The organism is Faecalimicrobium sp. JNUCC 81, from assembly GCF_053667625.1.
In genome coordinates, this window is record NZ_CM132203.1 from 614,261 (window position 1) to 629,226 (window position 14,966).

Below are 14,966 nucleotides of genomic sequence, written 5' to 3' on the forward strand. Positions count from 1 at the left end.
TATGAAGGTATATAACGTTATAATGGCTGGCGGAGGCGGAACTCGCTTTTGGCCTTTAAGTAGACAAGAAGTTCCTAAACAACTTATTAACTTAAGTGGTGAAGATGCATTAATAAATGAAACTATAAATAGAATAGATTCATTAGCTAAAAAAGAAGATTTATTTATAGTTACTAATGAAAAGCAAGTAGATGCACTTAAACATATAGTAAATGATAAATGTAACTTTGAAAATATATTACCAGAACCTTCTGCAAGAAACACGGCAGCAGCGATAGGATTTGCAGCTTTTAATATAATGAAAAAGCATGGAGATGGAGTAATGTGTGTATATCCTGCTGACCATTATATAAAAGATGAACAAGGTTTTGAAAATGTACTTAAAAAGGCTATAGATGTGGCTAAAGACAATGATAAATTAGTTACAATAGGTATAACTCCTACTTTCCCATCAACTGGATATGGATATATAAATTTTGATAAGGAAAATTGCATAGGAAAGGATGCCTATGAAGTAATAGAGTTTGTTGAAAAGCCAAATTTTGAAGTAGCTAAAAGTTACGTAGCTTCTAATAAATATGTATGGAATAGTGGTATGTTTGTATGGAAGGTTTCTAAAATATTAGAAGACTTTAAAAGATATCTACCAAAAGTATATGATAAATTAGAAGAATTATCTAAGTACTTAGGAACTGAAAAAGAAGCTGAAGCTATAAAAAGAATATATCCTACTATCCCTTCTATATCTATAGACTATGGCGTAATGGAAAGAAGTAACGATGTTGTAGTTGTACCTGGAGATTTTGGATGGAACGATGTTGGATCTTGGGATTCATTAGGTGCAATATATCCTACTGATAGTGAAGGAAACATTAAAAGAGGAGATTTTGTTACTATAGATACATCAAACTCTATAATATACTCTGATGATAAATTAATAGCTACAGTTGGAATAAACGACTTAATAGTAGTTTCTACTAATGATGCTGTTATGGTATGTAGAAAAGATAGAGCTCAAGATGTTAAAAAGATAGTAGATCAATTAAAAGAAAAAAATAGACACGAATATATTTAGTTTTAAATAAAGGAGGGATTACTTTGATACCTAAAAAAATTCATTACGTATGGATAGGTGGACCTAAAGGGAATATAGAAAATATATGCATTAACTCTTGGAAAGAAAAGTTACCAGAGTATGAGATAGTTGAATGGAATGAAAAAAACTTTGATATAGAAAAAGAAATAAAAGGTAAAGTTTTTTTAGAAGAATGCTATAAGAAAAAGTTATGGGCATTTATATCTGACTATATAAGAATAAAGGTTCTTTATGAAGACGGTGGAGTGTATATGGATACAGATATGCAAATACTTAAAGATATAACTCCGATTTTATCAGAAAGTGAAATATTTTTCGGTTATGAAGATGAGAAGTATGCAAATGGAGCTATAATAGGTTCTGTGAAAAATCATAAATTACTTAAAGACTTATTAGATTTCTATGAAAGTGATATATTAAGTATGGATATTTATACGATACCTAAAGTTATAACTTATATGATAGAAACAAAATATAAAAAAATAGATAGAAATAATTACAGTGAATCTATAAAAATTTATGATGAAGAGTATTTTTATCCATTTAGTTATAAAGAAGACTTTTATCCAGATTGTATAACAGAAAATACTTATGGAATACATTGGTGGGGAAAAAGTTGGGCTAAGAAAAGAAGCTATTTCTTAGAAAGTAAACATCTAAAAGGGATAGATAAAACCGTAAAATGTTCAAAAATATTTGCAAGTAACACTTTATTAAGACTAAAAGGGAGAAAATAAAATGATGGATTTATCACAAAAGGTAAATGTGAGAAAAATAGCTTTTATTACAGCACTATTTTTTATTATCTTAAGAAAATATATGATATCATTTATTGACCCAGATATGGATATAGGGACAATTAAATCAGCGTTATTTTATTCTTCAATAGGAATACTAATGCTACTTTTTTTATTTGATAAGAGAAAAAGTATAACAGAAATGGTGCTAGTTGGAGCTTGTGTCTTACTTTATATATTAAATAGAGAAGGAGCTATATTATTAATTGTTTTATTAGCTGTATCAGCTAAGCAAATAGATGATAAATATATAGTTAAAAATTATTTAATAATATCTGCATGTTTTTTAATAGGAGCTATATTATTATTTAATTTATTTCCTTCATTAGAATTTAATCAGGAAGTCCACTATAGATATATAAAAAAAATAGATGTGCTTGTTCCAAGAATGGATTTTGGACTTGGTAATCCAAATGCAGTATTTTATCATATGGTTACTATATATGCAGCATATATATTCTTAAGATATAAAAACTATAATAAATGGGATAGAATAATTTTATTTGGATCTGCATTTTTTGTTTATCAAACTACATATAGTAGAACTGGTTTTTTAACTATATTATCAGGATTAATATTTGTAGAAATAATAAGATTGATAGACATAAAAAAAATAAAAGGACTATCAATACTTATAAAGACATCACCGATAATACTTACTTTATCTAGTGTAATTATCGGTACGATGTTTTATAAAAGTAATGCATTAAATAGATTATTAGCAAGTAGACCTAAGTTTTGGAATGTATACTTAGCTCAAGAGGGGAATTTTATCAAACCTTTTGGAAATTCATATAGCCCCGCTATAAAAGCAACTAATCCATTAGACAGTTCTTATGTATATATAATTAGTGTGCTAGGAGTAATTGCTTGCGTACTATTTATGTATTTGATGTATAAAGGTATAGAAAGTTTTATAGAGAAAGATAAAAAAGCGTATTTAGTAGTTTTATTTATATTTTTAATATATTCTTTTGCAGAAAATTTATTATTAGAGGCTTCATTTAGTTTTGCAATAGTATTACTAATAAAAGAAGTGATATTAAATGATAAAAGAGAGATAGAATTGTGGAAAAGAAAAAGTAGGAGGTAGTAATGTTAATATCATTAATAATGCCAACATTAAATAGATATGATGATATATACTTACTTATGGACAGCTTAGAAAATCAAACTTACAAAAACTTTGAACTTATAGTAGTAGACCAAAATGATAATAACAAAGTTAAGGAGATAGTTGATAAATACGTTGATAAGTTAGATATAAAGTATATAAAAAGCGATAAGATAGGATTAAGTTATAACAGAAATGTAGGTATAGACAAGGCTAAAGGGCAAATTATAGGTTTCCCTGATGATGACTGTGTTTATGAATATGATACCTTAGAAAAGGTTATAAACTTCTTTAATGAAAATAAAGATTATAAAATATACAGTTGCAAAACTATGGATGCAAATAAAATTGATGCATTTAAGAAAATGTATGATGGAACTTGTGACATAAATAGTTTAAATGTATTAGACACTATAACTTCAATAACTTTCTTTATTAACTTTAATGATTTTAAATACACTAGGTTTGATGAAAAACTAGGTGTAGGAGGAGAGTTTGGATCTGGAGAAGAGATAGATTATATACTAGATTTAATAAGCAAGGGATTTAAAGGAAGGTATTTTGGTGATGATATAATTTATCATCCAGCAAAGAAGCACTCTAAATCAAAAGAAAAATACCAAAGAGATTTCAATTATGGTAGAGGGTTTGGTGCATTATGTAAAAAGCAAATAGTATATAGAAAAGACTATAAGTTTTTAAAAGTAATGACATCTAAATTAGTAAGAAATGTAGGTGGATTTGTACTAAGCTCAAATAGAGATTATCATAGTGCTACTATAAAAGGTAGATTAAATGGATTTAGAGCGTATAAGAAATAGTGAGGAAAATATTTTATGGACAAAATTAAATTTTTAATAAATATGGTAGTTGCATTTGTATTATATCCATTTAAGAAAAATAAATTTAGAGATAAAAATATTTGGCTTATAGGTGGACATGCAGGAGACATATATAATGACAACTCAAAATTCTTTTATGAATATATGTTAAAAAATCACAAAGATGTAGATATATATTGGGTTATAAATAAAGAAAGTAAGGTATTAGATAAAATACCAGGAAAGAAATTAATAAGAGGAAGCGTTGAGAATTATTTATACTATTATAACTCAAAAGCTATAGTATTTTCTCATGCACCCTCAGCAGACATTGCACCTTATAATTTTGTTGTTCCAGTACTTAATAATTTCCACAAAACTACAGTTAAAGTCTATTTAAACCATGGGACAATAAGTTTTAAAAAGAGAAAACCTATGGACGGTAGATTAAAAAATATTATAGATAATCTTTTAAAAAGCTACGATGTAGTAACTGCAAGTTCAGAGTTTGAAGAAAATGTTATGGTTAATGAATGGGGTATGAATAAAGATAATGTATGCATAGTAGGAAATGCTAGATATGATAATCTTCCAACTAATGAAGTCGCGCAAACTAGAGATATATTATATACTCCAACTTGGAGAGACTGGATAAAGTTTGATGGTGATAATTTTACAAAAAGCGATTATTTTATAAATATAATGAACTTTTTAAATGATGAAAAGTTAAATAAAATTTTAGAAGAAAAAGATGTTAATATAAAGTTTTACCTACATCATCTTATGCATGAATTTATAGATGATATAAGAGAGAATATAACTGGAAAAAGAATTATATTTTTAGATAAAGGTGTAACTTTAGCTGATGAAATAAGAAAATCATCTGTAAACATAACTGATTACTCAAGCGTAGCTATAGATTTTTTATATATGAATAGACCAATACTTTTTTATCAATTTGATATAGATGAGTATAAAGAAAAAATAGATTCATATATAGATTTAGATAATGAAATGTTTGGTTCTCTAGCTTATACTAAGGATGAGGCTGTAGATAAGCTTATAGAAATTATTGATAATGATTTTGAAATTTTAGAAAGTCAAAAAAATGAAAGAAATAAGTTTTTCAGATACAATGATAATAAGAACTGTGATAGAATATACAGCGCGATAGTAAATAAAATTAATAAATAATATAAATGATGAGGAAGATAATATGAAGAAGAATTTAGTATCTATAATTACTCCCATGTATAATTCTGAAAAATTTATCGAAAAAACCATAGAATCAGTACTAAATCAAACATATGAAAATTGGGAAATGCTAATAGTTGATGACTGTTCAACTGACAATAGTTCAGACATAGCAAAATCATATGCACAAAATGATAGTAGGATAAAATATATAAAGACTAAGAATAATCAAGGTGTTTCACATGCTCGTAATATAGCGCTAAAAAATGCAGAGGGACAATTTTTAGCCTTTTTAGATAGTGATGATATATGGGATAAAGATAAACTTAAGAAGCAAATAAGCTTTATGGATAAAAATAATTATGTAATAACTTTTACTGCATATGAGCTTATAGATGAAAATAATGATAGGTTAGATAAAGTAATAAACGTTCCTAAAAGTGTTGATTATAACACTTTACTAAAAGGAAATGTATTAGGATGCCTTACAGTAATAATAGATAAATCAAAGTTAAACTTTGAAGTTAAAATGAGTGGCGTAAGACATGAAGATTATGTATTATGGTTAGCTATCTTAAAGAGTGGTCATGTTGCCTATGGTTTAAATGAAGTTTTAGCTTTATACAGAAAATCTAGTACCTCACTTAGTGGAAATAAGGTAAAATCTGCTATGTGGACGTGGAACATATATAGAAATGTTGAAAAAATACCACTACACAAATCTATATATTACTTTATAAACTATGGCATTAATGGAATCAAAAAAAGCTAGTAGGAAAGGACGACTTAATAAATGTATAAATATAGATTTACTATATTTACTCCAACATACAATAGAGATTATATATTAACTAATTTATATAACGATTTAAAAAATCAAACATTTAAAGATTTTGAGTGGCTAATTGTAGATGATGGGAGTACTGATAATACAAAAAAATTAGTAGATAAATTTATAGCTGAAAATAAAATAAATATAAGATATATATATAAAAAAAATGGTGGAAAACATACTGCTATAAATACAGGTGTTAAAAATGCACACGGTGAATTATTCTTTATAGTGGATAGCGATGATGGATTAATAAAAGATTCAATAGAGGTCGTTGATAGAGAGTGGAATGAAGTTAAAGATAAAACAGGATTTTGTGGAGTAGTAGGTCTTTGCGCCAATCCGGATAAAACAACATTAGGAACAAAAATGCCTGAGGATAAAAAGATATGTCATTTTGCAGATTTATATTATAAGTTTGGTGTAAAAGGAGATAAGACAATAGTATTTTTAACAGATGTACTAAAGGATTATCCATTCCCAGATAGAAAAGATGTAAAGTTTATACCAGAGAGTATAGTATGGAATGAAATATCTAAATCATATAAAGTGACATGTATAAATAAACACATGATAATAAGAGAATATTTAGAAGATGGACTAACAAATAATGTGTTAAGTAAAAGCTCTTTAAGAGGTAGATCAGTGGAGTACTTATATCTAATAAATCAAAATACCTATCCAATAAAAAAATATCCATATATGTGGATTAAGAATTATATAAACTTAACAAGATATTCTTTATTATCAGAGAGTAATTATTATGGAGAAGTAAAAAGATTATCTGATAAAATGATGTGTTTTTTATTATTCCCATTAGGATACTATAAATATATAAAACAAAAGGATTTAGTATCTAAATAAAACTTGTTAGTATGGTACTTATACTATATAAGGAGAGTACAAATTATGAATGAATATTTAGTATCGATAATTACTCCTGTATATAATGCTGAGAGATTTTTATCTGAGACAATAACGTCAATAAAAAAACAATCATATAAAAATTGGGAGCTTTTATTAGTAGATGACTGTTCTAAAGATAATTCTGCTAATATTATAAAAGAATTTCAAAAAAATGATGATAGAATAAAATATATAAAGCTTGAAAAAAACTCCGGTGCATCTGTAAGTAGAAATACAGGGATAAAAAATGCAAAAGGTAGATTTATAGCTTTTGTAGATAGTGATGATTTATGGGAACCGAATAAATTAGAGGTTCAAGTAAATTATATGTTAAAAGAAAATAGAGGATTTACATTTACATCATATAGATATATGAGAGAGGATGGAGCAAAAACTAATAAAATAGCAAAGGCTCCATATAAAATAAACTATGAAGGTTTACTTAAAAATACTATAATAGGATGTTCTACAGTAGTTGTAGATCGACATATTGTTGGAGATTTTGATATGCCTCTAGTTAGAAGAGGACAAGATACTGCAACATGGTTAAAGTTACTTAGAAAAGAAAAATATGCCTATGGAATAGAACAGGATTTAGTTAATTATAGATTAGTAGGAGACTCTTTATCTAGTAATAAAATAAAAGCATTAAAAAGAACTTGGAATACATATAGAAATGTAGAGAATTTAGGAATAGTAAAAAGTTCATATGTATTTTGTTTTTATGTATTTAATGCAATAAAGAAAAGAATGTAGGTTTACGAATAAGAAGCATGCTCGTTGGCGAAAAGTTTATCGCACACACAGTGGCTTAAAACGAATGAATATGAGTTTTTGGAGGAGATAGGCATGAAAATTGCTATAGCTGGAACGGGATATGTAGGCCTAGTAACAGGGGTGTGTTTGGCTGAAGTAGGAAATCCCAATGTAGTATGTGTTGATATAGATGAAAAAAAAATCGAACGTATGAAATCGGGAATATCACCTATATATGAAGAAGGTTTAGAGGAGCTTATGATTAAAAATTATGAGCTTGGTAAAATAGACTATACAACGAATTATAAAAGTGCTTATGAAGATGCAGATGTTATAATGATAGCAGTTGGAACCCCTGAAAGAAGTGATGGTTCAGCTAATTTAGATTATATAAAGCAAGTAGCTAAACAAGTAGCACAAACTATAACTAAAGATACTTTAGTAGTAATTAAATCAACTGTACCTATTGGAACTAATGATGAAATTGAAAAATATATAAGAAAAAATCTAGTACATAATGTAGTAGTTGAACTTGCATCAAATCCAGAGTTTTTATCACAAGGAACTGCTGTAAAAGACACTTTATATGCATCTAGAATAGTAATAGGTGTTGAAAGTGAATGGGCAAAAGATATATTAGAAGAAATATATGCACCATTTAATCAACCAATAGTGGTTACTAATAGAAATAGTGCAGAAATGATAAAGTATGCATCAAACGATTTTTTAGCCCTTAAAATATCTTTTATGAATGATATAGCGAACCTTTGTGAAATAGTTGGAGCAAATATTGAAGATGTAGCAAAAGGTATGAGTTATGATGAGAGAATCGGAGATAAATTCTTAAAAGCAGGTATTGGATATGGAGGCTCATGTTTCCCTAAAGACACAAAAGCACTTCATTGGTTATCAAACTACAATGGATATGAGCTTAAAACTGTAAAAGCTGCAATAGAAGTAAATGAGGCTCAAAAACTTAAATTAGTAAGACAAGCGTCTAAGCTAATTGATAGCTTTGATGGAGTAAAAGTAGCAATACTAGGACTTACATTTAAGCCAGGAACTGACGATTTAAGAGAAGCGCCTTCTATACCTAATATTAAGTATTTAATAGAAAGAGGAGCTAATGTAGTAGCATATGATCCTATAGGTATAGAAAATACTAAAAAGATTTTTAAAGATACTATATCTTATACAGAAAGCATAGACGAAGCAATAGAAGGTGCTGAAATTTGCTTTATAATGACAGAATGGAAAGATATAGTAGATTATGACTTATCTAAATATAAGGATAAAATGAAAAGAGCGTTATTATTTGATGGAAGAAACTGCTATAGATTAGATAAAATGAAAAATTTAGGAATTGAATATTATTCTATAGGTAGATAATAATGATTTAAAATAAAGCTTAGTTAATAAAACTTAAACTTATTAGCTAAGCTTTATTTATTAAATAATAAAAGTAGAATAAGTTTAAATGTAAGATAATACAGCATGTTAATCAGTTACAAAAAAGTAACATATTTTGAATATTCGAATAAAATAATTTTATTTAAATTTAGTCTTGAAATTATATAATATGATTAAAATATTGAAAAAAATGTAAAAATATACTAAAATTATATTATCTAGAATTTTAAGGGGGGAATTATGGGAATAAAAAAGAGGCAATTTACTAAAAATGTATTACCTAAAGTAATTACTATAACAATGCTTTCAAGTTTTATTTATATAGGGCAAAATTTAGAAACATCTTATGCACTTCCTAAAGAAACTGTTTTATCACAGTCTTATACAAGATCTAACACTCAAACAGGTAAAATCAAGCCATGCGATTATTTAAATATTAGAAGTGGAGCAAGTACTAAACATTCTGTTGTAGGAAAAGCGTACACTAATGAAACTGTAAATATATTAGAAAAAGGCAGTAATGGATGGTATAAAATAAAGCTATCAAATGGAGTAGTAGGATGGGCTAGTGGTTCATACATAAATATTCAAAATTCTACTAGTAACACTAATACAATCATATCTAAAGTAGATAAGACTATAGATATAGCAAAAAAACAAATGGGCAAACCGTATAAATGGGGAGCTGGAGGACCTAGTGCATTTGATTGTTCAGGACTTACTTCATATGCATATAAAAATGGAGCAAATGTAAAGTTACCAAGATCGTCAAGAGAGCAAGCTAAAGTTGGCAAGTCAGTTAGTAAAAAAGACTTAAAAGCTGGAGACTTACTATTCTTCTCATCTGCAGGAAATGGTATAAATCACGTGGGCATTTATATAGGAGATTCTAAGATGGTACACTCTCCAAGACCTGGTGAAAATGTTAAAATCGATAAGATTAACTCAGGATACTATTCAAGAACATATGTAAGCGCAAAACGTATATTATAATATATGAAGCAGTAGATTTATTATCTACTGCTTTTTATATTTTATTAATTTCAAATTGTATCAAATATTTATCAACTTTTATCATTTGACTAGAATATTTTGTTTATGTATACTCTATATTGTAACACTTTGTAGAAAATATAAGAAATTTGATGGGGGGAAGCAATGAGGAAATTAAAAATATTAATGTTATCGCTAGTTATGGTATTTACAACACTTAGTTTAGATGCATTTGCAGCAACTAATGAAGAGATGAGAGCTGCTTGGGTATCTACAGTTTACAATATGGACTGGCCTAAGACAAAGAATAATCAAACTCAGCAAAAGAAAGAGTATACAGATTTATTAGATAAGTTAAAGAGTACGGGAATAAATGCAGTAGTAGTGCAAGTAAGACCAAAGGCAGATGCCTTATACCAATCAAGTATAAATCCATGGTCAGATGTATTAACTGGAACGCAAGGCAAAAATCCAGGATATGATCCATTACCATTTCTAATAGATGAAGCTCATAAAAGAGGTATGGAGTTTCATGCATGGTTCAATCCATATAGAATAACAACATCAGGTACTGACACAAGTAAATTAGCTTCAAACCATCCAGCAAGATTAAATCCAGGTTGGGTATTAAACAATGGAAAATCATTAATATATAATCCAGGATTACCAGAAGTTAGAAAACATGTAGTAGACACTGTATCTGAAGTAGTAAAAAAGTATAATGTAGATGGAGTACATTTTGATGACTATTTCTATACAGGTGGAATAAACGATGATGATGCATATAATAGATATGGAAATGGAAAAGACAGAGGTGACTGGAGAAGAGAAAATGTAAATACTTTATTAAGAGAAGTTAAGTCATCTATTAAAAGTATAAAGTCAAATGTAAGGTTTGGAGTTAGTCCAAGAGGTATATGGAGAAATAAAGGAAATGATTCAACAGGTTCAGATACTAGTGGAGCTGAAAGTTACTCATATGATTATGCAGATACAAGAGCTTGGATAAGACAAGGTTTAGTTGATTATATTACTCCTCAGGTATATTGGCCAATAGGAACAAAAGCTGCTGATTATTCAAAGTTAATTCCTTGGTGGGCTAATGAAGTAAAAGGAACCAATGTTGATTTATACATAGGTCAAGGAGTATATAAGCAAGGAGAAGCAAGTAACTCTAACCAAAACATAGCGGCAGAAGTAAAAGATCAAATAAATTTAAATAGAAAATATAGTGAAGTAAAAGGTAGTATATATTTCTCAGCAAGAGATATTATAAGAAATACTAAACTACAAGAAGATATGAAAAATTTATACATAAATAATCCAATACCTTCTGTTCCAGTTAAAAAACTTGAAGGAGAAAGAAGATTTGATACAGCAGTTAAAATAAGTAAAGAAGGATGGAATGATGGTTCAGATACTGTAGTTCTTACAAGTGCATACTCTTTAGTTGATGGGGTAACTGCAACACCACTTGCAACTACTAAAAATGCACCAATATTACTAGTAGATAAGAACAATGTACATGAATCTACTAAAGCTGAACTACTTAGATTAAAGCCTAATAATATAATAGTAATAGGCGGAAATGCTGTAGTTAATAATAATATAGTAAGTGAAGTTAAAAGTACACTCCCAAGTGCTAATGTAAATAGAGTAGGTGGATTAAATAGATATGAAACATCACTTAATGTAGCTAAAGAAATAAGTAAAACTCAGGATATAAACAAAGTATACATAGCTGGTGGAATAGGAGAAGCTGATGCATTATCAATTGCTTCTAAAGCTGGTGAAGATAAGCAACCAATAATATTATCAAATAAAGATAGTTTAAATAATGACACTTATGAATGGTTAAAAAGTAATCACTTACAAGATGCTTACTTTATAGGTGGAGAAACAGTTTTAGGAAATTCTGTTGTAAATAAAATAAACTCTATAACTACTAACAACATAGTAAACAATAGAATTTATGGACAAAATAGATATGAAACTAATGCTAAAGTAATGCAAAAATTCTATACAAATAATAATTATAATTCAGTACTTGTAACAAAAGGTGATATATTAGTAGATGCATTAGCTGCTGGACCTTTAGCAGCAAAACTTAAATCTCCAATAGTATTAGGAGGAAATAGCATTAATTCAACTCAAAAGGCAGTTTTAGAACCAAAATCTACGAACTTAGTATATCAAGTTGGTGGAGGCATTAACCAAAATACATTTAATAGTATTTTAAACTTATTAAAATAATTTATAATTAAAAAAGGTATGAAATTAGAAGTCAAATTCTATTTCATACCTTTTAATATTTATTTTAATTTTTCATTGTCTTTAGGCATTATGTTTTTAAATATAAAATCGTGAAGTACGTCTAGTGTTTCTGGCTTAAATTCTAAAACCCAACCAGCTTTGCCTAGTATGTGGCCTTTACTATGAACATCATCATCAATAGGGAATTCCATTTGTTTTACACTAAGATCCCCTATATTTAAAACTTTTCCACCAAGAGCAAGTATTTGAGTTGGTTTCATATTAGTTTTAACATATGGAAGTATTGTATCAACTAAATTAGGATATTTAGTAATAGGTAAATCATTAACTCCACTTATTAAACCTTCAATAACTTCTCTTTGTCTTCTATCTCTTTCCATTGCAGTATCATTTTTTCTAATACGAGAGAATGCTAAAGTTTGATATCCATTTAAAGTTTGTTTTCCAGCACTATTTACATATTCTATAGAACCTTTGTCAGAACTTTCATTCCAAGCATATGTCTCAGGTATAAATTTGTTTAACTCTTTTAATTCATCTTTCTTAACTTCGACGCTAACTCCGCCTAATGCATCAACTATATCCATGAAAGAGAAAAAGTCAACTACAGCATAGTTTTGTATATCTAAATCAAAGTTTTTTTCTATAGTCTCAGTTAATAAGTTTATTCCTCCATATACGTAGGCATGAGTAAGTTTTTGCTTTCCATGTCCTGGTATATCAACATAAGAATCACGGGCTAATGATGTAAGCTTAAGACTTTTATTTTTATTGTCTACCGTAAGTATCATCATAGCATCAGATCTTGAGTTTTTTTCTCCAGGTCTACCATCTGTTCCAGCTAATAATATGTTAGTTATACCTTTTTCATTTTTAAAGTTTAAATTATCTAATATAGATTGATCTGCACTAGAGTCATGTATAGAATTTAATTTAAAATAAACATATCCAAAAGCGGCAGCAGGGAAGGCTAATACTAAAACGATTAAAAGTATAACAAGCCTTTTTAACCCTTTATTGCTTTTTTTCGACAAATTAATCCCTTCTTTCTTGTTTTTTTTCAATGATATACATTTTATTATATTAAAATATACAAATATATTCAATAGAATATGTATTACAAAAAAAATACAATGAATATATAACAAAAACTTTGCACTATTCATATTAAATAATATACACAAAATTAAATTTAGTGATGTATCTAAAATAACATTAACTATGAATAGGAGGATGCTTATGCTATCCATAAATAAATATGTGATAGAAGACGAAGGTAAATTGGTTAGGTACAACATAAACTATCCAGTTATTAAATATGAAGAAAATAATATTATTAAACATATAAATCAAGCAATACATGAAGATATAAAAGCTTTTAAAGACATAATGCGTTATGAAATAGATAATTGTATATTTAGAATTAGCGACCATATATTTCATGCAATTACTGAATATAGAGTAACTTTTAATCAAAATAATATTATTAGTATACCTATAGAATTCTCACAATTAATAGGATTATACGATATAACTTATGTAAATTCTTATAATTATGATATAAGTTTAGAAAAAGAAATTAAATTAAGAGATATATTTAAACAAGATGTTAATTATATAGATTTAATTAATAATAAAATATTAGAAATTATTGAAAATACAGAAGAAGCTTGTGAAAGTATAGATGATAATGAAATTGTTTATAGCTATGAAAATGATGGTGAATCACTCTATAGCTATGACGATTTTTTAGGTATCGATAATAATCAAGTGTTTTATATTGAAGAAGATGGAATTACAGTTTCATTTTCTAGTTATGAAATGAGTAAAAGATGTTCTTATTTTACAGAATTTAAAATTTTATTTGAAGAATACAAAGATTATTTAAGTGAATATACAATAAATAATATATGCAAAACAAATTAATTTAAGAGAGGGGATATATATGAAAGAATTACAAAGGTATGATAGAGAAAAAGCAGTAGAATATGCTCAAAGGTGGGCATTATCACATAATCCAGCATATGCAAATTACGAGAATTATGGGGGCGACTGTACAAATTTTATATCTCAGGCTATAAAAGCTGGAAACATACCATTTGATAATGATGGAACTGATGTGCTAAAAAAATGGTACTGGTATAGTGAATATTCAAGGACGCCTACATGGACAGCAGCAGAACCATTTTACAAATATATAATAGGAAATAACAATGAAAATACTCAAAACTTTGGTATATATGCAAGGCTAGCTAATTATAATGAGCTTGAGCTAGGAGATATAGTTCAGCTTGTATATGAAGGAAGAGCATATCATACTATGATAGTTACAGATATAATTTTAGAAGGAGAGTATTTAATTGATTATCTTATAAGCCAACACACATATGATTTACTTAATTATCCATTAAGTTTAAAAGAAGGAGAAAGAAGATATATAAAAATATTAGGATATTATAATTGGTAAAACTAGCGTTGCTTGTGTCGCCCACACGTGGCTCAAAGATTCGCTTTGCTCGTGTCGCCAAGGATATGGAACTTGAGCAATGTATTGGCGAGTCATTTCGACTTCGCTCGGCCACATCCGTTGCTCAAGATTAGATTTATTCATGTTGGTAGCAATATGACGCTTACCTTCGCTCAGATTATTTCGTCGCTCAAAATTAACTTTTAAAGGCTATTAATTAAATATTTAATTAATAGCCTTTTTCAATTTTAGCTAAAATAATTAAAATAGTATATAATAAGGGAGAGTAAAATTTAAACTAACAAA

Annotated in this window: 14 protein-coding genes; 13 read left to right on the forward strand and 1 reads right to left on the reverse strand. The window is 27.8% G+C overall.

Features of this window, described 5'->3' with window-relative positions; genetic code table 11:
• Nucleotide 1: 1 nt before the first annotated feature.
• The 11 genes from JNUCC81_RS03025 to JNUCC81_RS03075 all read left to right on the forward strand — a co-directional run bounded on the left by JNUCC81_RS03025 (nt 2) and on the right by JNUCC81_RS03075 (nt 12,172).
• Nucleotides 2–1,075, forward strand: coding sequence for a mannose-1-phosphate guanylyltransferase (locus JNUCC81_RS03025; RefSeq protein WP_454095252.1), 1,074 nt, complete (start codon nt 2–4; stop codon nt 1,073–1,075).
• A 23-nt stretch (nt 1,076–1,098) separates the two neighbouring features.
• Nucleotides 1,099–1,833, forward strand: a complete 735-nt coding sequence (locus JNUCC81_RS03030) for a glycosyltransferase (protein ID WP_454095253.1) — start codon at nt 1,099–1,101, stop codon at nt 1,831–1,833.
• A gap of 1 nt (nt 1,834) precedes the next feature.
• On the forward strand, nt 1,835–2,986 hold the full coding sequence (locus tag JNUCC81_RS03035) for a polysaccharide polymerase (protein WP_454095254.1): 1,152 nt from the start codon (nt 1,835–1,837) through the stop codon (nt 2,984–2,986).
• A gap of 2 nt (nt 2,987–2,988) precedes the next feature.
• Nucleotides 2,989–3,828: a glycosyltransferase family 2 protein gene (locus JNUCC81_RS03040; RefSeq protein ID WP_454095255.1), complete on the forward strand. Its 840-nt coding sequence runs from the start codon at nt 2,989–2,991 to the stop codon at nt 3,826–3,828.
• Between the two features lie 15 nt (nt 3,829–3,843).
• Nucleotides 3,844–5,022 carry a CDP-glycerol glycerophosphotransferase family protein gene (locus JNUCC81_RS03045; RefSeq protein ID WP_454095256.1) on the forward strand — a complete coding sequence of 393 codons (1,179 nt, stop codon included), beginning with the start codon at nt 3,844–3,846 and terminating at the stop codon, nt 5,020–5,022.
• A 22-nt stretch (nt 5,023–5,044) separates the two neighbouring features.
• Nucleotides 5,045–5,794 (forward strand): glycosyltransferase family 2 protein, encoded by a 750-nt coding sequence (locus tag JNUCC81_RS03050; protein ID WP_454095257.1) that lies wholly within the window; start codon nt 5,045–5,047, stop codon nt 5,792–5,794.
• 21 nt (nt 5,795–5,815) lie between these two features.
• Nucleotides 5,816–6,718 carry a glycosyltransferase family A protein gene (locus tag JNUCC81_RS03055; protein WP_454095258.1) on the forward strand — a complete coding sequence of 301 codons (903 nt, stop codon included), beginning with the start codon at nt 5,816–5,818 and terminating at the stop codon, nt 6,716–6,718.
• A 45-nt stretch (nt 6,719–6,763) separates the two neighbouring features.
• On the forward strand, nt 6,764–7,516 hold the full coding sequence (locus JNUCC81_RS03060; RefSeq protein ID WP_454095259.1) for a glycosyltransferase family 2 protein: 753 nt from the start codon (nt 6,764–6,766) through the stop codon (nt 7,514–7,516).
• A gap of 93 nt (nt 7,517–7,609) precedes the next feature.
• Nucleotides 7,610–8,905, forward strand: a complete 1,296-nt coding sequence (locus tag JNUCC81_RS03065; RefSeq protein ID WP_454095260.1) for a UDP-glucose dehydrogenase family protein — start codon at nt 7,610–7,612, stop codon at nt 8,903–8,905.
• Between the two features lie 261 nt (nt 8,906–9,166).
• Nucleotides 9,167–9,919, forward strand: a complete 753-nt coding sequence (locus tag JNUCC81_RS03070) for a C40 family peptidase (protein WP_454095261.1) — start codon at nt 9,167–9,169, stop codon at nt 9,917–9,919.
• A 165-nt stretch (nt 9,920–10,084) separates the two neighbouring features.
• Entirely contained in the window at nt 10,085–12,172 is a 2,088-nt protein-coding gene (locus tag JNUCC81_RS03075) for a family 10 glycosylhydrolase (RefSeq protein ID WP_454095262.1), read from the forward strand.
• A gap of 59 nt (nt 12,173–12,231) precedes the next feature.
• Here JNUCC81_RS03075 and JNUCC81_RS03080 read toward each other — a convergent pair whose 3' ends face one another.
• The gene (locus JNUCC81_RS03080; protein WP_454095263.1) at nt 12,232–13,227 is read right to left on the reverse strand and encodes an LCP family protein; all 996 of its coding nucleotides are present in this window, start codon (nt 13,225–13,227) and stop codon (nt 12,232–12,234) included.
• 205 nt (nt 13,228–13,432) lie between these two features.
• Between JNUCC81_RS03080 and JNUCC81_RS03085 the strand changes: the two genes are divergently transcribed.
• Both JNUCC81_RS03085 and JNUCC81_RS03090 read left to right on the forward strand, forming a co-directional pair.
• Entirely contained in the window at nt 13,433–14,119 is a 687-nt protein-coding gene (locus tag JNUCC81_RS03085; RefSeq protein WP_454095264.1) for a PdaC/SigV domain-containing protein, read from the forward strand.
• Nucleotides 14,120–14,138: 19 nt separating this feature from the next.
• On the forward strand, nt 14,139–14,660 hold the full coding sequence (locus JNUCC81_RS03090; protein ID WP_454095265.1) for an amidase domain-containing protein: 522 nt from the start codon (nt 14,139–14,141) through the stop codon (nt 14,658–14,660).
• Nucleotides 14,661–14,966: the final 306 nt, after the last annotated feature.

Coding starts and splice junctions, on each gene's coding strand:
- JNUCC81_RS03065 (WP_454095260.1), top strand. CDS start 7,610: ATGAAAATTGCTATAGCTGGAACGGGATATGTAGGCCTAGTAACAGGG.
- JNUCC81_RS03070 (WP_454095261.1), top strand. CDS start 9,167: ATGGGAATAAAAAAGAGGCAATTTACTAAAAATGTATTACCTAAAGTA.
- JNUCC81_RS03050 (WP_454095257.1), top strand. CDS start 5,045: ATGAAGAAGAATTTAGTATCTATAATTACTCCCATGTATAATTCTGAA.
- JNUCC81_RS03045 (WP_454095256.1), top strand. CDS start 3,844: ATGGACAAAATTAAATTTTTAATAAATATGGTAGTTGCATTTGTATTA.
- JNUCC81_RS03085 (WP_454095264.1), top strand. CDS start 13,433: ATGCTATCCATAAATAAATATGTGATAGAAGACGAAGGTAAATTGGTT.
- JNUCC81_RS03090 (WP_454095265.1), top strand. CDS start 14,139: ATGAAAGAATTACAAAGGTATGATAGAGAAAAAGCAGTAGAATATGCT.
- JNUCC81_RS03075 (WP_454095262.1), top strand. CDS start 10,085: ATGAGGAAATTAAAAATATTAATGTTATCGCTAGTTATGGTATTTACA.
- JNUCC81_RS03060 (WP_454095259.1), top strand. CDS start 6,764: ATGAATGAATATTTAGTATCGATAATTACTCCTGTATATAATGCTGAG.
- JNUCC81_RS03040 (WP_454095255.1), top strand. CDS start 2,989: ATGTTAATATCATTAATAATGCCAACATTAAATAGATATGATGATATA.
- JNUCC81_RS03055 (WP_454095258.1), top strand. CDS start 5,816: ATGTATAAATATAGATTTACTATATTTACTCCAACATACAATAGAGAT.
- JNUCC81_RS03035 (WP_454095254.1), top strand. CDS start 1,835: ATGATGGATTTATCACAAAAGGTAAATGTGAGAAAAATAGCTTTTATT.
- JNUCC81_RS03025 (WP_454095252.1), top strand. CDS start 2: ATGAAGGTATATAACGTTATAATGGCTGGCGGAGGCGGAACTCGCTTT.